Source organism: Nocardioides sp. SYSU D00065 (assembly GCF_017916425.1).
Taxonomy (GTDB): domain Bacteria; phylum Actinomycetota; class Actinomycetes; order Propionibacteriales; family Nocardioidaceae; genus Nocardioides.
The window spans coordinates 470,865-490,729 of sequence record NZ_JAFMSX010000001.1; the positions used below are offsets into that span (position 1 = coordinate 470,865).

At 73.8% G+C, this 19,865-nt stretch carries 15 protein-coding genes; 4 read left to right on the top strand and 11 right to left on the bottom strand.

What is annotated here, in order from left to right; translation table 11 throughout:
- Positions 1-79: 79 nt before the first annotated feature.
- Positions 80-961, top strand: a complete 882-nt coding sequence (locus J3P41_RS02360; protein ID WP_307861789.1) for a VanW family protein — start codon at positions 80-82, stop codon at positions 959-961.
- Here the strand turns inward: J3P41_RS02360 and J3P41_RS02365 are convergent.
- Positions 945-2,018: an amidohydrolase family protein gene (locus J3P41_RS02365; RefSeq protein ID WP_210648646.1), complete on the bottom strand. Its 1,074-nt coding sequence runs from the start codon at positions 2,016-2,018 to the stop codon at positions 945-947. The two genes, J3P41_RS02360 and J3P41_RS02365, sit on opposite strands and share 17 nt — an antisense overlap.
- Positions 2,019-2,178: 160 nt before the next feature.
- On the opposite strand from J3P41_RS02365, the gene J3P41_RS02370 reads away from it, so the two are divergent.
- Positions 2,179-3,366: an ROK family transcriptional regulator gene (locus J3P41_RS02370; protein ID WP_210648647.1), complete on the top strand. Its 1,188-nt coding sequence runs from the start codon at positions 2,179-2,181 to the stop codon at positions 3,364-3,366.
- Between the two features lie 7 nt (positions 3,367-3,373).
- On the opposite strand, the gene J3P41_RS02375 is transcribed toward J3P41_RS02370, so the two are convergent.
- From J3P41_RS02375 to J3P41_RS02395, 5 genes are all read right to left on the bottom strand, one after another.
- Entirely contained in the window at positions 3,374-3,736 is a 363-nt protein-coding gene (locus tag J3P41_RS02375; RefSeq protein WP_210648648.1) for a hypothetical protein, read from the bottom strand.
- Between the two features lie 5 nt (positions 3,737-3,741).
- Complete coding sequence (ffh, locus tag J3P41_RS02380; RefSeq protein ID WP_210648649.1) at positions 3,742-5,331, bottom strand: signal recognition particle protein; 1,590 nt, start codon at positions 5,329-5,331, stop codon at positions 3,742-3,744.
- A 106-nt stretch (positions 5,332-5,437) separates the two neighbouring features.
- Positions 5,438-7,660, bottom strand: a complete 2,223-nt coding sequence (locus J3P41_RS02385) for a [protein-PII] uridylyltransferase (RefSeq protein ID WP_210648650.1) — start codon at positions 7,658-7,660, stop codon at positions 5,438-5,440.
- Positions 7,661-7,688: 28 nt separating this feature from the next.
- Positions 7,689-8,027 (bottom strand): P-II family nitrogen regulator, encoded by a 339-nt coding sequence (locus J3P41_RS02390; RefSeq protein ID WP_210648651.1) that lies wholly within the window; start codon positions 8,025-8,027, stop codon positions 7,689-7,691.
- A complete protein-coding gene (locus J3P41_RS02395; RefSeq protein WP_307861790.1) occupies positions 8,024-9,364 on the bottom strand; it encodes an ammonium transporter in 1,341 nt (446 codons plus the stop codon). The genes J3P41_RS02390 and J3P41_RS02395 overlap by 4 nt, the downstream gene beginning before the upstream one ends.
- Positions 9,365-9,568: 204 nt before the next feature.
- Between J3P41_RS02395 and J3P41_RS02400 the strand changes: the two genes are divergently transcribed.
- Together J3P41_RS02400 and J3P41_RS02405 are read left to right on the top strand one after the other, a co-directional pair.
- A complete protein-coding gene (locus J3P41_RS02400) occupies positions 9,569-10,513 on the top strand; it encodes a rhamnan synthesis F family protein (RefSeq protein WP_210648652.1) in 945 nt (314 codons plus the stop codon).
- The gene (locus J3P41_RS02405; RefSeq protein ID WP_210648653.1) at positions 10,503-13,496 is read left to right on the top strand and encodes a glycosyltransferase; all 2,994 of its coding nucleotides are present in this window, start codon (positions 10,503-10,505) and stop codon (positions 13,494-13,496) included. Before J3P41_RS02400 ends, J3P41_RS02405 begins: the two co-directional genes overlap by 11 nt.
- Positions 13,497-13,544: 48 nt before the next feature.
- Here J3P41_RS02405 and ftsY read toward each other — a convergent pair whose 3' ends face one another.
- From ftsY to smc, 5 genes are all read right to left on the bottom strand, one after another.
- Complete coding sequence (gene ftsY, locus J3P41_RS02410) at positions 13,545-14,681, bottom strand: signal recognition particle-docking protein FtsY (RefSeq protein ID WP_210648654.1); 1,137 nt, start codon at positions 14,679-14,681, stop codon at positions 13,545-13,547.
- A 75-nt stretch (positions 14,682-14,756) separates the two neighbouring features.
- Positions 14,757-14,933 carry a hypothetical protein gene (locus J3P41_RS02415; RefSeq protein WP_210648655.1) on the bottom strand — a complete coding sequence of 59 codons (177 nt, stop codon included), beginning with the start codon at positions 14,931-14,933 and terminating at the stop codon, positions 14,757-14,759.
- Positions 14,934-15,041: 108 nt separating this feature from the next.
- Complete coding sequence (locus J3P41_RS02420) at positions 15,042-15,494, bottom strand: thioesterase family protein (RefSeq protein WP_210648656.1); 453 nt, start codon at positions 15,492-15,494, stop codon at positions 15,042-15,044.
- A 45-nt stretch (positions 15,495-15,539) separates the two neighbouring features.
- Positions 15,540-16,151 (bottom strand): LysE family translocator, encoded by a 612-nt coding sequence (locus J3P41_RS02425; RefSeq protein WP_210648657.1) that lies wholly within the window; start codon positions 16,149-16,151, stop codon positions 15,540-15,542.
- A gap of 19 nt (positions 16,152-16,170) precedes the next feature.
- Entirely contained in the window at positions 16,171-19,725 is a 3,555-nt protein-coding gene (gene smc, locus J3P41_RS02430; protein WP_210648658.1) for a chromosome segregation protein SMC, read from the bottom strand.
- Positions 19,726-19,865 lie beyond the last annotated feature (140 nt).

A 19,865-nucleotide genomic window follows, 5' to 3' on the forward strand; every position in this document is an offset into this window, starting at 1 on the left:
GATCCTCGTCGAGCCGCCACGGGCGTTCCAAACCGTTTGTCGGGGGGCAACCGATCACCGCCTTGGCGCGTCCCCACGTGTGACCGCCCTCGACGTCGACCCGCTGGAGCTCCCTGCTCGCCTCACCGCTCCCCCGCGCCTCACCCAGCGCCACCCGTGGCTGCTGCCCGTGGCCACGGCCGTGCACCGCACGCGACGGCGTACGCGGTGGGTCCGCGACGCCTGGTCGGGCCGGGTCGTGTGGGCCAAGCGCCGCGAGCCCGCCGACCTGCCCGTCCGCGTGAAACAGCACGGCTCCCTGCTCCTGCGCGAGCTGGATCCCGACCGGATGCACCTGCACAACAACAAGGTCACCAACCTCCGGCTGGCGGTCTCGCGCCTGGATGGTCTGGTGCTGGCGCCGGGCGAGACCTTCTCCTTCAACCGGGTGGTCGGCAACTGCACCCGGCGCAAGGGCTACGTCGACGGGATGCGGCCGTCCAACGGGACGGCCGAGGCCGGCGTCGGCGGCGGCATCTGCCAGCTGGCCAACCTCGTCCACTGGATGGTGCTGCACTCCGCCCTGAGCGTCGTGGAGCGCTCCGAGCACTCCTTCGACCCCTTCCCCGACCGCGGCCGGGTGCTGCCGTGGGGAGTGGGGTGCTCGATCGTCTACAACTACGTCGACCTGGTGATCCGCAACGACACCGAGCACGCCTTCCAGCTGCGGGCGTGGGTGGGCGAGCGCTACCTGCACGGCCAGCTGCGCGCCGACGCGCGCCCGCGGCACTCCTACCGCGTGGAGGCGCGCGACGAGCAGTTCCTGCGCCGCGACGGGCAGGTCTTCCGGCGCAACCAGATCTGGCGGCGCGTCACGGACCGGACCACCGGCGAGGAGGTCGGCGAGGAGCTGGTGAGGCGCAACTGCGCGCTGGTCGTCTACGAGCCCGGGCCGGGCGTCGAGGTCATCGACGTCGGGTGACGCCTCGGAGCACGATGCACGTCGGCGTGCGCAGCACCGAGAGGTCCTCGACCGGGTCGCGGTCGTAGACGACGAAGTCGGCCGAGGCTCCTTCGGTGAGGCCGTCGACGCCGAGCCACTCGCGTGCGCGCCAGCTGGCCGCGCCGAGCGCGTCGTGGGCGGGCATCCCGATCCGCACGAGCGCCTCGATCTCGCCGGCGATGTTGCCGTGGCGGCTGATGCCGCCGCCGTCGGAGCCCGCGTAGATCGGCACCCCCGCCTCGTACGCCGCCATGATGGTGGCGGGCATCGCGGCGTAGAGGTCGGTCATCGTGGCGGCGTAGGCGGGGAACTTCTCCGCCCCGGCCGCCGCGTGCTGGGGGAACTTGTCGAGCTGCATCACCGTGGGCACCAGGCGCGTGCCCCGCGCCACCATGGCGTCGATCAGGTCCTCGGTGAGCCCGGTGCCGTGCTCGATGCAGTCGATGCCCGCCTCGATCAGGCCGGGCAGCACGCCGGAGCCGAAGCAGTGCGCGGTGACCTTGGCGCCCTCGGCGTGGGCGGCGGCGATCGCGTCGGCGAACGCCTGCGCCGGGAACGACGGCGCCAGGTCGCCCTCCACGCGCGAGATCCAGTCACCGACGAGCTTGATCCAGCCGTCGCCGTTGCGCGCCTCCTGCGCGGCGTACGTCGCCAGGTCCGCCGGCTCCACCTCGTGGGCGTAGCCGCGGATGTAGCGCCTGGTCGCCGCGATGTGGCGCCCGCACCGGATCAGCCGCGGCAGGTCGTCACGGTCGTGGATCCAGCGCGTGTCCGCGGCCGACCCGGCGTCCCGGATCAGCAGCGCCCCGCCGTCACGGTCGTCGATCGCCTGCTGCTCGGTCGCGGCGTCGTCGGTGGCGCCGAAGTCGTCGAGCCCGAGGTGGCAGTGGGCGTCGACCAGCCCGGGGACGATCCAGCCCTCGGCCACGGTGTCGGCCCCGGGCTGCGGCTCGAAGGTGATGCGACCGTCGACGACGTAGAGGTCGCGGGCCTCGCCGTCGGGCAGGACCGGTCCGCGGAAGCGCTGGGCACTCATGCGGCGACCCTAGCGAGACCGGGACCGAGCAAGGCCGGCGCGACCGTGGCTCGGCCCGACCCGGCGCGGCCCGGGCCCGGGACGAGTTATCGTGCCGTCACCGCCGAACGGTGCGGCGACGAGCGAACGTCGTCCGCTGCCCGCAGGAAGAGAGCCCGCCATGCCGACGCCGCCCCGCTCGCGCAGCCGCGGCGGCTCTCTGGAGGACCTCCGTCGGTCCAACCGGCGCCTGATCCTGGCCCACCTCGGCAGCCAGGGACCGCTCAGCCGCGCGGAGCTGGCCCGGTCGACCGGGCTCTCGGCGACCACGGTGTCCAGCCTGGTCAACGAGATGCTGGCCGCCGGTCAGCTGCGCGAGACCAGGACCGGTCGCCCGCACAAGGGTGGCTCCGGACGACCGCCCCTGCTGGTGGAGCTGGCCACTCCCCCGGGCGGCGTGGTGGGTGTCGACATCGGGCACGGCCACGTCCGCGTCGCGGCTGCCGGGCCGACCGGCGAGGTCCTGGCCGAGGACGTGCGCGGGCTGGACGTCGACGCGGCCGGCACGCCCACCCTCGACGTCGCCGCCGCGATGATCCGCGAGGTGCTGGGTGAGGCGGGGCTCGATCCGGCTCAGGTGCACGGCGCCGGGATGTGCGTGCCCGCCCCTCTCGACCGCGGGACCGGCACGGTGAGCACGGGGATCCTGCCGGGCTGGCACGGGTTGAGCCCGGCGGCCGAGCTGGAGAGACGGATCGGGGCACCGGTCATCGTCGACAACGACGCCAACCTCGGCGCCCTGGCGGAGGTGCGGCACGGGGCGGCGCGGGGCCACCACGACGTCGTCTACGTCAAGCTGGCGAGCGGGGTCGGCTCAGGTCTCGTCCTGGGCGGTCGGGTGCACCGGGGTGCGACCGGGATGGCCGGCGAGCTCGGGCACGTGCGCATCGGCGAGGACGGCGAGGTGTGCCGCTGCGGCAACCGCGGCTGCCTCGAGACGCGGGTCTCGGCCAGGTCGCTGCTGCGCGCGCTGCAGCCGGCCCACGACGAGCAGCTGAGCATCGCCCGCGTGCTCGAGCTGGAGCGCCGCGGCGACGCTGGCGTACGGCGGGCGCTCTCCGACGCGGGCGCGACGATCGGTCGCGCGCTGGCCGACCTCAGCAACCACCTCAACCCCTCGATGGTCGTGATCGGCGGGCCGCTGCGCAGCGCGGGGTCCGTGCTCGACGGCGTACGCCTGGCAGTGGACCGCTATGCGCAACCGGCGACCGCCGGGGCTCTCCGCGTCGTCCCGGGCGAGCTCGGCGAGCGCGCCGAGGTGGTCGGGGCGGTGACCCTGGCGGTCGCGATGGTCAGCTCCGGCGACTGACGCGCCCTCAGAGCCGGTCGAGCAGCCAGGACGGGCTCAGGACCTGGGCAGGGGCCACGTTGGCGGCCAGCGCCCGGTCGGCGGTGACCACGACCACCCGCGCGCCGAGGGCCGCGGCCCGGCGGGCCTGCTCGCGGATCTCCGCGTCACCGTCGCGGGCGGCGTGCACCGTGGTGACGTGCGCGTCCCGGCCGGCGCGGACACCGCCCTTGGCCTGCCCCTCGAGCACCAGCACGATCTGGTCGTAGGGAGTGTCCGCGACCAGCAGCCGCTCGTGCAGCCGCCGCGCGGCGCCGGCGCGGTCGCGCCACCAGCCGTCCGGCACCGAGCCGACGACGTTGGCTCCGTCGACGACGAGGGTGGTGGGCACACCGCTCACTTGAGGAACTGGGAGAAGTCCTTGGGGAGGTTGAGCTGCTCGGCGGCCTTCTCGTAGTCGAGCTCGGCGCCCTCGGCGTTGCCGAACGCGCTGCCGGCCCTGGCGCCGCCCGCCGCCTGCCGGGCGGCCTTCTGCTGGGCGGCCTTGGCGGGATTGCCCGAGACGCGCTTGCCCTTCTTGCCCTTCTGGGCGGGCTGGCGCGCGCCGGCGCGCTTGCCGCCGCCGAGCCCCGGCATCCCCGGCATCCCCGGCATCCCGGGCACGCCGCCGCCGCGTGCCATCTGCTCCATCATCTTGCGCGCCTCGAAGAAGCGGTCGACGAGCTGGTTGACGTCGGAGACCTGGCGACCCGATCCCTTGGCGATGCGGGCGCGGCGGGAGCCGTCGATGATCTTGGGGTTCTCCCGCTCGGCGGGGGTCATCGACTGGATGATCGCCTGGATGCGGTCGATCTCGCGCTCGTCGAAGTTCTCCAGCTGGTCGCGGAACTGACCCATCCCGGGCAGCATCCCCATGATCTTGGTCATCGAGCCCAGCTTGCGGATCTGCATCATCTGCTGCAGGAAGTCCTCCAGCGTGAAGCCGCCCTTGGTGCCGAGCTTCTCCGCGGCCTTCATGGCCTGCTCGGAGTCGAACGCCTTCTCGGCCTGCTCGATCAGGGTGAGCATGTCGCCCATGTCGAGGATGCGCGAGGCCATCCGGTCGGGGTGGAACAGGTCGAAGTCGGTCATCTTCTCGCCGCTGGAGGCGAACATGACCGGCTTGCCGGTGATCGAGCGGATCGACAGCGCTGCCCCACCGCGGGCGTCGCCGTCGAGCTTGGTCAGCACCACGCCGTCGTAGCCGACGCCGTCGAGGAAGGCCTGCGCGGTGGTCACCGCGTCCTGGCCGATCATCGCGTCGACGACGAAGAGCACCTCGTCGGGCTGCACGGCGTCGCGGATGTCGGCGGCCTGCCGCATGAGGGTCTCGTCGACGCCGAGGCGACCGGCGGTGTCGATGATGACGACGTCGTGGAGGCGACGCTTGGCCTCCTCGATCGAGGCGCGGGCAACCTCGACGGGGTCGCCGCCGTGCTCGACACCCTGGGCGTTGCCCGGCTCGGGGGCGAAGACGGGTACGCCGACCCGCTCGCCGTTGACCTGGAGCTGCTGGACCGCGTTGGGCCGCTGCAGGTCGGCGGCGACGAGCATCGGGGTCTTGTCCTGCTCCTTCAGCCACAGCGCGAGCTTGGCCGCGAGGGTCGTCTTGCCGGCTCCCTGGAGACCGGCGAGCAGGATGACCGTGGGTCCGGACTTGGCGTAGCGCAGGCGGCGGGTCTCGCCGCCGAGGATCGCGACGAGCTCCTCGTGGACGATCTTGATGATCTGCTGCGCGGGGTTGAGCGCGCCGCTGACCTCCTCCGAGCGAGCCCGCTCCTTCACCGCGGCGACGAACTCCTTGACGACCGGCAGCGCGACGTCGGCCTCGAGAAGCGCGATCCGGATCTCGCGTGCGGTGGCGTCGATGTCGGCCTCGGAGAGCCGACCCTTGCCGCGCAGGTTCTTGAAGGTGTCGGCAAGGCGGTCGGAGAGTGTGGCGAACACGGTGTGGGTCTGTCCCTCGCATCGGTGGCTGAGTCAGGGGGTGGTACGACGTCCCAGCCTAACGGCCGGGGCACGCCCCACGTGCCTCGACGGACGACCTCGCTCGTCAGCCGCCGAGCGCGGTGCGGACCGCGTGCGCTGCCGCGGCCGCCCGCTCCTCGCTCGGCCGCACCCCGCCGACCTCCTGCACGTAGAACACGTCGACGGCCTGCGGCCCGAGCGTCGACACGTGCGCGGAGGCCACGGTGAGCCCGAGGCCGGCCAGCGTGGTGAGCACGCGATGGACCACGCCCGGGCGGTCGGAGGTGCGGATCTCCAGCACCAGCGAGGCGCGCGAGGCGTCCGCACGCACCTCGACGATCGGCGGCAGCTCGTCGTCGGCACGAGCCGACAGGCCGGGCAGGCGCTGGTCGCCGTCGACCACGCGGCGGATCCGCTCCCGCACGACCGCGGCGTCGAGGTAGGCGTCGGGCACCTCCCAGGAGCTGACGCCCCACTCGCCCTCCGCGTCGACCTGTCCCCAGGCGCGGGCGGCCTGCACCGGCACCCGCAGGGCGGCCAGACCGCCGGCGACGTCGGCGAGCAGCCCCACCCTGTCGGCGGCGATCACGGTCACGGTCGCGCCCGCCTCGTGCGGCGTGACCTCGACCGACACCGCGCCCGCCTCGCGCCGTACGACGTCGGGGACGGGCACGGGCTCGGCCGGCGGGACCGGCGCGACGTCGACGCCCAGCGCGGAGGAGGCACGGGACACCAGGCGATCGACCAGCGAGGCACGCCACGTCGTCCAGGCCGCCGCGGACGCCGCCTTGGCGTCGGCCTCGGTGAGGGCCCGCAGCAGCTCCAGGCTGGCCGCGTCGGGGACGTGGGTGAGCAGCTCGGCGGTGGTGGCCGGGTCGTCGGGGTCGCGGGTCGTGGCGAGGTCGGCCAGGAGCAGGTGCCATCGCACGAGCGAGGCGACCACCTCGGCGTCGAGGTCGGTGAACCCCATCCGGGTCACGACCTTGCGGGCGACCGGCTCGCCGGCGACCGAGTGGTCGTGCAGCGAGCTCTTGCCGATGTCGTGCAGCAGGGCCGCGACCAGCAGGAGGTCGGGTCGGCGGACGCCGCGGATCAGCGCCCCCGCCTCCGCGCACGTCTCCACGACGTGGCGGTCGACGGTGAAGCGGTGGACGGGCGAGGCGTGCGGCAGCAGCCGGATCTGCTCCCACTCGGGCAGGAAGGTCGCGATGCCCTCGACCTCGTCGAGCGTCTCCCACACCGGGACGAGCGCGGGCCCACTGGCCAGCAGCCGCACCAGGGCGTCGCGGGCGGGAGCCGGCCACGGCGCCGGGAGCGCGGCGCCCTCGCGGACCAGCCGCGCGGCGGTGGTCGGGGCGAGGACGGCGTCCCGTGACGCCGCCTCGGCAGCGGCGCGGAGCAGGAGGGTCGGGTCGTCACCGGGCCGGGTGCCGGCGTCGAGGACGATCTCGCCCCGCGAGAGCGCGATGCCGGGCGCCACGCGCTCGAGCGCCGGCGTCCGGCGCCCCTTCTCCCCCGTCGGACGCGTGGTCACCGAGTCCGTACGACGCCACGCCAGGCGCGAGAGGTGCCCGATCCGGCGCCCGAGCGAGCGCACGTGCCGCTGGGCCGCCTCGGCGTCGGCGAGGTCGAGGCGCTCGGCGAGCGGCGCCCACATCTCGGGCCCGATGCGGTCGCTGGGCCGTCCGGCGAGCTCGTGCACCTCGTCGCGCACGTCGAGGAGCAGCTGGCGCGCCGCCTCGAGGGCCGGGGTGGAGGCGTCGACGAGCCAGCTGGCCTCGATGGCGCGCAGCACCCCGGCGTCGCGCAGGCCGCCCTCGGCCTCCTTGACGTCGGGCACCGAGACGTGCGCGAGCTCGCCGGTCACGCCGTGCCGCTTGCGGGTCAGCGCCCGGAGCTCGGGCAGCCGGGTGCGGGCCTGTCGCCGCCAGTCGGCCAGCATCGTGGTGCGCAGGCGCAGGGTCAGTCCCGGGTCGCCGGCGAGGTGCCGGGCGTCGAGCAGCCCGAGGGCCACCCGGAGGTCGGCCGCCGCCTCGAGCACCTCGGTCATGGAGCGCACGGAGTGGTCCAGCCGACGCCCCGAGTCCCACAGCGGGTACCACAGGGTGCTGCCCAGGTCGCCGAGGTCGAGGCCGTCGTCGTGCACGAGCACCACGTCGAGGTCCGAGTGCGGGGCGAGCTCCCCGCGCCCGTAGCCCCCGACCGCGACCAGGGCCACTCCGGCGGCGGGCCCCGCACAGGCGGCGTACGCCTGTCGGCAGAGCTCGTCGGCCGAGGTGGCCCTGGCCTGTCGTCCCGCTGCGCTCACGAGCGTGCAGTCCCGAGAAGGTGTGACATCAGAGCGCGGACGCGTCCTGCTCGCCGGTGCGCACCCGGACCACGGTCTCGACCGGGCTGACCCACACCTTGCCGTCGCCGATGCGACCGGTCTGGGCGGTCTTGACGATGATGCCGACCACGTCGTCGGCGTCGGCGTCGTCCACCACGATCTCGATGCGGATCTTGGGCACGAGCGCGATGTCGTACTCGGCGCCGCGGTAGACCTCGGTGTGGCCCTTCTGGCGGCCGTAGCCGCTGACCTCGGAGACCGTCATGCCGGCGACCCCGAAGGTCTCGAGCGCCTCGCGGACGTCCTCCCACTTGTGCGGCTTGATGACCGCGGTCACGAGCTTCATGCGCTGGCTCCTTCGGTGCTGGACTTCGTCGGGGTGGTGGGCGCGGTCGCCGTGCTCGCGGCCAGGACGCCGGTCCCGCCACCGCTGGTGCCGCTGTGCAGGTCGTAGGCCGACTCGCCGTGGGCGACGAGGTCGATGCCGTTGACCTCGTCCTCCTCGTCGAGGCGCAGGCCGATCGTGTACTTGATCGCCAGGGCGATGACGGCGGTGAGCACGCCGGAGTAGACGACGGCCACGACGACTCCGAGCGCCTGGTCGCCGAGCGAGCCGAAGCCGCCGCCGTGCAGGAGCCCGTCGACGCCGCCGGCGCCGTCGGAGGTGGAGAAGACGCCGATGAGCACGGTGCCCACGATGCCGCCGACCAGGTGCACGCCGACCACGTCGAGGGAGTCGTCGAAGCCGAGCTTGTACTTCAGCCCGACCGCCCAGGCACAGACAGCGCCCGCGATCAGGCCGATCGCCACGGCACCGCCGATGTCGACGGCGCCGGCTGCCGGGGTGATGGCGACCAGGCCCGCCACGATGCCGGAGGCGGCACCCAGCGAGGTGGCCTTGCCGTGCAGCAGGCGCTCGATCAGCAGCCAGCCGAGGATGGCGGCGAAGGTGGCGAGGGTGGTGTTGGCGAAGGTGCGGCCGGTCTCGGAGTAGAACTGCGCGAGGAAGGCGTCGGGGTCCTCGTCGAAGGTGGTGCCGAAGACGATCGACCCGACGTTGAAGCCGTACCAGCCCAGCCACAGCATGCCCGCTCCGAGCATGGTCAGGGTCAGGTTGTGCGGACGCATCTGGTCCTTGGGCCAGCCGATCCGCTTGCCGAGGAGCAGCACGAGCACGAGGGCGGCGACGCCGGCGTTGATGTGGACGGCCGTGCCGCCCGCGTAGTCCTGGGCACCGATGCGGCCGCAGATCAGCGAGTCGTCGGTGCAGCTGAAGACCATGTGCGCCATCGGGAAGTAGACGATGAGCGCCCACAGCGGCAGGAAGACCACCCACGCGGAGAACTTCAGACGGTCCGCGACCGCGCCGCTGATGAGCGCCGCCGTGATGATCGCGAACGTCATCTGGAACATGACGTAGATGTAGGTGTCGGTGGTGACGCCGTCGAGCCACAGCAGCTCGAACGGGTCGGCGAAGAACGTGCCCTCGCCGCTCCAGCCCATGGACCAGCCGACGGCGACGTAGAGGATGCCGACGATCGCCGCGGCGATGAACGACATCATCATCATGTTGAGCACGGACTTCGAGCGGGACATGCCGCCGTAGAACAGGGCGAGCGCGGGCACCGTCATCATCAGGACGAAGGCAGTCGCCACCAGCATGAAGGCGTAATAGCCGTCCACAGGACCTCCAGGAAACGTACGGGATGTGGGTCCGCCAGCTCATGACGCCGGTGTCATGCAGGGCTCCACGTGTGCCTCCGCAGCCTGCGCGGGCGACGTAACGCCTGACCGCGGCGGATGTTGCGGGCAGGCAACGGAATGCGCCGCGGTGTTACGGGTGTGTGAACCGGACGGCCCGAGCGGGCGCCTTGTTAGTGTTCGGCCGTGTCCAGACTGGCCGTGATGGCGCACTACGACGTCGCCGGGGAGCTGCGGCCCCACGTGCGAGGTCAGGTGGAGGCGCTGGCCGCCTCGGTCGACACCCTGCTGGTCTGCACGACCGCCCACCTGCGGGACTCCGCACGGGCCTGGCTCTCCGAGCGGGCGGTCCTGGTCGAGCGAGCCAACTACGGCTACGACTTCTTCAGCTACAAGGTGGGCCTGGACTCTGCCGGCGACCTCAGCGCCTACGACGAGGTCGTGGTCTGCAACGACACCTACGTCTTCGCCCTCGACTCCTACGACCCGGTGTTCGAGGAGATGGCCACCCGCCCGTGCGACTTCTGGGGGCTCACCGCCGCCGAGCGGGTGGCCCCGCACATCCAGTCCTTCTTCATCGCCTTCCGGCCGTGGGTGGTCGGCTCGCGCGCCTTCACCGCGTTCTGGGAGGAGATGGAGCCGATCTCCAAGCGCCGCCAGGTGATCCGCCGCTACGAGGTGGGCATGTCGCGGCGGCTCTACGACGCCGGCTTCGCCTCCGACACCTACTTCGTGGAGACCGCCGAGGACCGGCGCATCGCGCGCGAGCGGATGCGCTGGTGGGCCGCGCACCGCTCGCACTTCCCCCGCACCCGGGCCGAGGTGCGCGAGTGGCGCGAGCGCGCCAACGAGCCGTGGAACCCGGCGCGCAGCCTCGCCGACCGGGTCCTCGACGACGCCCGGTTGCCCTACGTCAAGATCGACACCCTGCGCTACGACCCCTACAACCTCGACGCCAAGCGGCTGCTCGACCTCTGCGAGCGCCGCTTCCCCGAGCGGTTCGCCGGCGTGCGGGAGTTCCTCGAGGAGACCGCGCAGTACTACCCCCTGCGCGACACCGAGCGGCTGCTGCCCACGCCGCTGGCGCTCGAGCCGCTGTTCCCGCGCGTGAGGTACTCCGATGCGCGGTGAGCGCCGCCGGCCCGGGCAGGTGCGGCTCGACGACGCCGCCGAGGTGCTGGTCGACGCCGGCCTGATCGACACCGACTACGTCGCCGCCCAGCTCGGCAGGTCGTACGACACCCCCACCGAGGCAGCCCGCGCCGCGGTCCTCGCCGGGGACGTCTCCCCGCACCCGCTGTTCGAGGCGCAGTGGATCGGCCGTCGCCGGTCGTGGCAGCGGCTGGGCCAGCACCCGGTCGTCTGGTACGTCTCCGAGCGGCGCCGGCGCAACCGGATCGCGCCGCACCCGCTCGTGGACCCGCGGATGGTGTTCGCCGCCCACCCGGAGGCGCGCCACCACCCCTACGGCGCGCTGTCCTACTGGCTCTCGGTGAGCGGCCCCGGTACGCCGCTGCCCACCCGGATCCTGCCCCGCAAGGTGTCGTGGGGCACCTACCGCGCGGCCGCCATCGAGGCCGCCGCCGGCTGGCGCGCGGAGGTCGTGCTGGAGCGCCCGACGCTGCTGGGCCCCGCTCCCGCCCTGCCGTCGAAGCTGGGCACGTCCCCGGCGGTGACCGTCGTGATGTCGGCCCAGGACGCCGGACCGCTGGTCCACCGCACGGTGGCCTCCCTGCAGGCGCAGACCTTCTCCGACTGGCACCTCGTCGCGGTCGATCGCGGCTCCGAGGACGACACGGCGGCGGTGCTGCAGGGGGTGGCTGCCTTCGACGACCGCGTCACCCTGGTCCGGGAGTCACGCTGCAGCCACGCGCGGGCGCTCAACGTCGCGCTCGAGCACAGCACCGCCGAGCACGTCGCCTTCCTCTCGCTCGGTCGCGAGTGGCTGCCCGAGATGCTCGCGGAGCTGCTCGCCCACGCCCACCACACCGGAGCCGCCGCCGTCGTGGCCGGTGCCGGTGCCGTGGGGCGCTCGCGCGCCGAGCTGGTGGGCGGGCGCCCCGCCGACCTGGCCACCGCACTGGTGCGCCGTGCCGCCATCAAGGACGTCGGCGGCTTCGACGAGTCGCTCGGCGGCGCGGTCGAGCGCGACCTGCTGCTACGGCTGACCCGCGACCACGAGCCCGTGCCCGTCGACGTACCGGTCCTCCGCCGGCCCGAGACCCTCGGCCCCGGCTTCGGCGACGACTGGGGCTCGGCGGTGCTGGAGCGCCAGCTCGTCGACTGGGACGCCGCCGCCGCGCGCGAGACGTCGGAGGACCTCGTCACCCACGTCATGCCGCTGGGCAGCGAGCCGCGCCGCACCGTGGAGTGGCTCGGCTCGGTGCGCGAGGGCACCGAGCTCATCCTGGTGGGGGTCCGGCCGCGCCGGGCCCACCACGTGCTCGCCGCCTCGATCGCCTCGGTGATCTCCGGCGCCCGCTTCCTCTCGGTCCCGGCCGGCGTGTCGATGTCGACCGCGACCAACGTCGGGATCGCGCAGGCCGCGGGCAGCACCGTCGTGCTGGTCCGGCCCGAGGCGATGCCGCCGCGCCAGCCGATCGCGGAGCGGCTGGCCGAGGTCGTGCGGCAGCCGGACGTCGCGATCGCCCAGCCGCTCGTCGTGGACCTCGACGGCGTGGTCCTGAGCGCCGGCGCCCGCTTCAGCGCCGACAACCCGCACCCCGAGCTGTTCCTCGCCGGCCTCCCCACCAGCGACGCCGAGCGCATCGGCCAGTGCGCCGTCGCCGCGCCCGCCGCCCCGCTGGTGGCGCTGCGCACCGACACCGCGGTGGCGCTGCGCGGCCTCGCCGCCCGCTTCCACTCCGTGCTGGGCGAGACCGACCTTGGGCTGCGCGCCCGGCAGGCCGGCCTCGGCGGCTCGGTGGTCGTCCCCGACACGGTCATCACCTCGCGCACGCCCTACGCCGCACCCGAGGGACTGGTCGGGGCACTGTCGTCGCTGCGCTCGACGGTCCTCGCCGGCGTCGCCACCCCGCCGCCCGACCGTGCCCGCGAGCTGCTGCGCGCCGCCGGGCTCGAGGTGACCGACCAGCGCAACCGCCGCGTCTCCACCGACCCGGAGGACCGCACCGCCCCGGCCGTGCTGGTCCCCGAGCTGGTGGTACGTGCCGTGGAGGGGATCCACGAGTCCCCGCCCCGCCTCCGGTGGGCCGTCGACATCGCCGCGCCCGCGGCCGCCCGCGGCGACCGGTGGGGCGACACCTACTTCGCCCGGTCGCTGGCGGCCGCCCTCGAGGCGCGCGGCCAGCACGTCGCCGTCGACCGGCGCGACGCCCGCGAGCGCAGCTCCCGCGACCACGACGACGTCCTGCTCGTGCTGCGCGGCCTGGACCGGGTGACGCCGCGGCCGGGCCTGCTCAACGTCGAGTGGATCATCAGCCACCCCGACATGATCAGCCCGCAGGAGGTCGCCGGGTTCGACCTCGTCTACGCCGCGAGCACGAGCTGGTCGGAGCGGATGACCCGCGAGTGGGGCACTCGGATCCGGCCCCTGCTCCAGTGCACCGACACGCGGTGGTTCCACCCGGACCGTGCCGAGCCCGACACCGGGCCGGCGCTGCTGTTCGTCGGCAACTCGCGCGGTGTCTACCGCTACGCAGTGCGCAGCGCGCTCGCCATCGGCGCCGACCTCACCCTGCACGGCAACGACTGGGCGGAGTTCGTCGAGCGCGACCGGATCGCGTCGGGCGGTGTGGCCAACGAGGAGGTCGGGGCCCTCTACGCCTCCGCGGGCGTGGTCCTCAACGACCACCACCTCGACATGCGCCGCGACAGCTTCGCCTCCAACCGGCTCTTCGACGCCGCGGCGTGCGGCGCGCGGATCCTCAGCGACCGCATCGACGGCCTGGAGGAGACGTTCTCCGGGCTGGTGCTGCCCTTCGACAACGAGCACGAGCTCGCGCGTCTGGCCCAGCCGCCCTACGAGGCGTTCCCCGACAACGAGACGCGCCGCCGCATCGCCACGCGCATCATCGCCGAGCACAGCTTCGACAAGCGTGCCGAGACGCTGATCGACGACGCCGTGCGCCAGCTGCTCGCCCGCCGCGGGTGACGCCGGACCGCCCCCCGTCGGGGGCGGCCCGGGGAGCGGTGGGGCGGCTCAGCCGAGGAGGGCGTCGACGAACGCCGCGGCGTCGAAGGGCGCCATGTCGTCGGGGCCCTCACCCAGGCCGACCAGCTTGACCGGTACGCCGAGCTCGCGCTGCACCTGGACGACGATGCCGCCCTTCGCGGAGCCGTCGAGCTTGGTCAGGACGATGCCGGTGACGTCGACGATCTCGCTGAACACGCGCGCCTGGATCAGGCCGTTCTGGCCGGTGGTCGCGTCGAGGACGAGCAGCACCTCGGTGACCGGGGCCTGCTTCTCGATCACGCGCTTGACCTTGCCGAGCTCGTCCATCAGGCCGGCCTTGTTCTGCAGCCGGCCGGCGGTGTCGACGAGCACGGTGTCGAGTCCGTTGTCGACGCCGTGCTTGACCGCCTCGAACGCCACGCTGGCCGGGTCGCCGCCCTCGGGACCGCGGACCACCTCGACGCCGACCCGCTCGCCCCAGGTCGCCAGCTGGTCGACGGCCGCGGCACGGAAGGTGTCAGCGGCACCGAGGGTCACCGAGAGGTCCTCCGCGACGAGGATGCGCGCGATCTTGCCGACGGTCGTGGTCTTGCCGGCGCCGTTGACGCCGACGACGAGGACGACGCCGGGCTTGCCGTCGGCTCCGGTGACCTGCAGGCGACGGTCGAGGTCGGGCCCGACGAGCTCGATGAGCTCCTCGCGCAGCACGGCGCGCGCGTCGGGTGCCTGTCCGCCCTCGACCCGCAGGCGGGTGCGCAGCCGCTCCACCAGAGCCTGGGTGGGGGCGACGCCGACATCGGCGGTCAGCAGGGTGTCCTCGATGGCCTCCCACGTGTCCTCGTCGAGGCGGTCGCGGCTGAGCAGGGCGAGCAGGCCCTTGCCCAGGCCGCCCTGCGAGCGGGAGAGCCGCTGGCGCAGCCGCACCAGGCGCGACGCCGTGCTCTCCGGGGTCTCGACGGCCGGGGCCGTCTCGACCACCGGCTCCGCGGTGTCGACGGTCGGCGGCGCCTCGGTCGCGGTGTCGGTGCCGCTCGGCGGCGCGATGACGTCCGTGCCGCCGCTCTTCGGCTCGACGCTGCGGCGACGACCCGAGGTCAGCAGCCCGGCCAGCGTGACGACGCCGACGACGGCGATCGCGATGATCAGATACAGCCAGTCACCCATGGCGCAATCCAACCATCACCCGGTCCGGCGCCGGGCGGGCGGTGTCCGCGCCCGCGCACCGCGGGTCTTGCAGGATCACCTGCGGGACTCGGAGTCCTCGAGGGTGGGCAGGGCGTCGACGCCCTTGCGCATGGCGTCGCCCAGCTGCGGGGCGACCGGCATCCGCTGGCCGCGGTGCGGGTAGGCGACGTAGGCCGCCACGGCGCCGGCGACCAGCACGCCGAAGGACATCATCAGAACAATCGCGAGCACGGGGCTCCTCCGAGAGGTGGGGTGACCTCCAAGGTCGCACACCGCCTCGGCGCGTCGCGGCAGGGAGCAGCGCCGGGCGCGTCGCAGTGATCGCGCTCACGCCGCCGGTCAGGGAGCCGGGCGCAGGAGCGGTACGACGGCGGCGCGGACGACGTCCGGGATCGGGGTGACCGGCCGGTCGCCGGCGCCGCGCGCGTTGTCGACGTAGACGTGGACGAACCGCCCCTCGGCGGCCGCCTGCTCCGACGGGCCCTGGAACAGCCCGATCCGGTAGATCACCGAGCTGGTCCCGACCCGGTCCGCGACCAGGCCCATCTCGATCGGCTCGGGGAAGCCGATCTCGCGGAAGTAGCGGCACCCGGTCTCCGCGACCACCCCGATCTGCGGCAGCGCGCGGACGTCGACACCGGTGGCCTCGTAGAGGTAGGCGTTGACCGCGGTGTCGAAGAGCTCGTAGTAGGTGGCGTTGTTGAGGTGGCCGTAGGCGTCGTCGTCGCGCCAGCGGGTGGTCGCGGTGCGCCAGGCGACGTAGTCGGCCCGGGTCGGGCGGTCGGAGGGCATGCTCGGCATCCTCGCAGCCGCCGGCGTGCGCTCACCGCCGGGCCGTCACCGGGACTCGAACGCCAGCCGCAGGCCGAGGGCGGCGAAGGCCGCGGCGAAGAACCCCTGGATGCGCTCGACGAGGCGCGGGCGCGCCAGCACCCGCTCGCGCAGCAGGCCCGCGCACACGCCGTACGCGGCGAACACGACGAACGTCAGCGCCATGAACACCGCGCTGAGCAGCAGCATCCGCATCGTGGCGTGCGGCGCGGTGGCGGGCACGAACTGCGGCAGGAAGGCGAAGAAGAACAGCGTCAGCTTGGGGTTGAGCAGGTTGAGGGTGATCCCGGACGCCAGCACGCTCCAGGTCGACCCGGGATCGTCGCCGGTGCCGGTGATCGGCTCGCGGCGGTGGCGCCAGGTGCTCCACGCCATCCAGAGGAGGTAGGCGACGCCGAGGTACTTCAGCACTGCGAACGCCACGCCGCTCGCGTGGAGGACCGCGGCGAGCCCGGTCAGCGCCGCCACCAGGTGCGGGACCGTGCCGAGCGTGCAGGCGGCCGCGGCGACGACGGCTGCTCGCGGACCACGGCCGAGCCCGGCGGCGATGGTGAACACCGCCCCTGTGCCGGGAGTGGCGACAATGACGAGCGCGGTGAGGACGAAGGCCCAGGACATCGGTCCATGCTGGCACGACTCAGGCCGGCGTGGCATCCCTCAGCCGCTGGCTGATCACCGCCGAGACCCCGTCGCCCCGCATCGTGACGCCGTAGAGCGCGTCGCCGACCTCCATCGTGCGCTTCTGGTGGGTGATGACGAGCAGCTGGGAGTTCTCGCGCAGCTCCTCGTAGATCTCCAGCAGACGCCCGAGGTTGGTGTCGTCGAGAGCGGCCTCGACCTCGTCGAGGATGTAGAACGGCGAGGGCCGGGCCTTGAAGAGCGCGACGAGGAACGCCACCGCGACCAGCGACCGCTCGCCGCCGGAGAGCAGCGAGAGCCGCTTGACCTTCTTGCCGGGAGGACGGGCCTCCACCTCGACGCCCGTGGCGAGCATGTTGTCGGGATCGGTGAGCACCAGCCGCCCCTCGCCGCCGGGGAAGAGCCGGGCGAAGGTCTGGTCGAAGGCCTTCTCCACGTCGGCGTAGGCCTCGGTGAAGACCTGCTCGACGCGGGCGTCGACCTCCCGGACGATGTCGAGGAGGTCCTTGCGGGTCCGCTTGAGGTCCTCGAGCTGCTCGGTGAGGAACTTGTGCCGCTCCTCCATCGCGGAGAACTCCTCCAGCGCCAGCGGGTTGACCCGGCCGAGCATGGAGAGGGCCCGTTCGGCGGCACGCAGCCGCTTGACCTGTTCCTCGCGGACGAAGGGCGACGGCTCGGGAGCCTCCTCGCCCTCGGGCACCTCTCCGGTGTGCGGGATGAGCGTGTCGGGGCCGTAGTCGCTCACGAGGCCGTCGGGGTCGAGGCCGAGCTCCTCCAGGGCGCGCTCCTCGAGCTGCTCGATGCGCATCCGCTGCTGCGTGCGGGCCATCTCGTCGCGGTGCACGGAGCTGACCAGCTCGTCGTGCTCACGACCGAGGTCGCGCAGCTGCGTGCGTACGGCGGTCAGCTGCTGCTCGCTGCCCCGGCGCGACTCCTCCACGGCGGCGCGCTCGTCGGCGGCGAGCATCACCGAGCGCTCGAGCTGGTGCAGCACGGCGCGCACGGCGACGGCCACGGCCTGCGCCGCCCGGCCCTCGCGCACCAGCCGCTCGCGGCGCTCGGCGGCGCGCGCCCGCGACTCCCGCTCGGCCTGGGCCGCTCGCAGGAGGGAGTCCGCGCGACCGTGCAGCGCGCGGGCACGCTCCTCGGCGGTCCGCAGCGCCAGTCGAGCGTCCATCTCGCCCTGCCGGGCCTGGCGCGCGGCCTCCACGAGACGCTCGCGCTCGGCGGTGTCGGGCTCCTCGTCGCGGACGTCCTGCGCCGCGGCCAGGCGGGCCTCGAGCTCGGCGAGCCCGGCGAGGTCGGCCTCGCGCGCCTCCCGTGCGGCAGTGATCGCCCGCTCGAGCCGCTCCGCCTCGCCCTTGGCGGCGCGGGCCAGCGAGCCGTACTGGCCGAGCTCCTCGGCCACCGCGGCCAGCGTCGCGTCGGACTCGTGCAGCTTGGCGAGCGCGACGTCGACCCGCTTCAGTGCGTCGTGGCGCGCGGCCTCGAGCCGCGAGATCTCGAAGCCGAGCCGCTCCGTCGTCGCCGTGGCTTCGGCCAGCCGGGTCGTGGCCTCGTCGACCGCCGCCTGGATCTCGATCAGGCTGGGCTGCCTGCTGGAGCCGCCGGCGGCGAAGTGGCTGCCCAGGAGGTCGCCCTCGCGGGTCACGGCCACCACCTCCGGCACGTCCGCGACCAGCCGCTCTGCGGCGGCGAGGTCGTCGACCACCGCCACCCGGTGCAGCAGCCGCTCGAGCGAGGGGCGTACGTCGTCGGGGGCGCCCACCACGTCGACGGCGTACGTCGCCGAGCCGGGCAGTGCGGGCCAGTCGCGCTCGGTCGCCGGTGACCCGCCGAGCAGCAGGCCGGCGCGCCCGAGGTCGTCGTCCTTGAGGTGGCCGATGGCGTGCACGGCGGCCTGCGTGTCCGCCACGACGACGGCGTCGGCGGCGGCGCCCAGCGCGGCGGCGACCGCGGCCTCGTAGCCGTGCTCCACGTCGAGGACCGCGGCGAGCGAGCCGACGAGTCCCTCGACCTCGTCGGCGGCGGCCAGCAGCGCGCCCGCGCCGTCCTTGCGGTTGAGGCCCAGCTCGAGCGCGTCGCGCCGGGCGGTCAGCCCGGCGCGGTCCCGCTCGGCCTGCTGGGCGTCCTCACGAGCCCGGGCCAGCTGCTCCTCGACCTCGTCGAGGGCGGCCACCGCTTCCTCGTGCTCGGAGTCGAGGCCCTCCTCGCCGGCGTCGAGCCCGGCGACCCTCGTCTCGAGCGCGGTGAAGTCGCGCTGGGCCCGCTCGGCCCGCGTGGCGGCGTCCTCGCGGGCTTCGGTGAGGCGCCGGATCTCGGCGTCGGCGGCCTCCGCTCGCGAGGTCAGCGCGTTGACCTGGCCGGCGAGGCGAGCCAGCCCCTCGCGCCGGTCGGCGGCCGCCCGCTGCAACGCGGCGATGCGCTTGTCCTCGTCGGCCGCGGCCTCCTCGGCGGCCCGCCGGGCGACGACGGCCGCCTCGAGCGCCGTGCGGCGCTGCTCCACCTCCGCGGCGATCTCGGCCTCCTGCCGGCGCACCCGCCCGGCCTGCTCCTCGAGGTCGTCGGGATCGCGGCCGGAGTCGACGGTGTCGCCCTCGGCGGCGCCCGCGGCGTTGCGGATGCGCTCGTCGGCTAGCGACGCCGTGCCGCGCAGGCGCTCCTTGAGCCCGGACAGGGCGAACCACGTCTCCTGGGCGGCGGCGAGCCGTGGGAGGTCGTCGCGCAGCGCGGCCTCGAGCCGGGCCTCCCGCTCGCGCGCCGCAGCGATCTCGGCCTCCACCTGCTCCCGGCGCTGGACGAGCAGCGACTCGTCGGCCATCTCCTGCTCGAGCGCGGTGCGGGCCGTGACGAGGTCGTCGGCGAGAAGGCGGGCGCGCGCGTCACGCACGTCGGCCTGCACGGTCGCCGCCTGGCGGGCGACCTCCGCCTGACGCCCGAGCGGCTTGAGCTGGCGCCGGATCTCGGAGAGCAGGTCCGCCAGCCGCGTCAGGTTGCCGTCGGTGGCGTCGAGCTTGCGGAGCGCCTTCTCCTTGCGCTTGCGGTGCTTGAGGACGCCCGCGGCCTCCTCGATGAACCCGCGCCGGTCCTCGGGGGTCGCGTGCAGAATCGTGTCGAGCTGGCCCTGCCCCACGATCACGTGCATCTCGCGGCCGATGCCGGAGTCGCTCAGCAGCTCCTGGACGTCGAGCAGCCGGCACGACGAGCCGTTGATGGCATACTCCGAGCCGCCGTTGCGGAACATCGTGCGGCTGATCGTGACCTCGGCGTAGTCGATGGGCAGCGCGCCGTCGGAGTTGTCGATGGTGAGCTGCACCTCGGCCCGGCCGAGCGGCGGGCGACCGGAGGTGCCGGCGAAGATGACGTCCTCCATCTTGCCGCCGCGCAGGCTCTTGGCCCCCTGCTCGCCCATCACCCACGCGAGGGCGTCGACGACGTTGGACTTGCCCGACCCGTTGGGTCCGACGATGCACGTGATGCCCGGCTCGAGCTGCATGGTCGTCGAGGACGCGAAGGACTTGAACCCCTTGAGGGTCAGGCTCTTCAGGTACAACGCGGGCTCCCGGGGACGCGGTCTCGGATGGGTGCGAACGCGGCATCCTCTCAGACGGCGCGGCGGGGCGTGGCAGTCCGCACAGCCTACGATCGCGGGCGCACGCCCGGGGACGGCCGGCGCGCGTGTCGGCCGCCGGT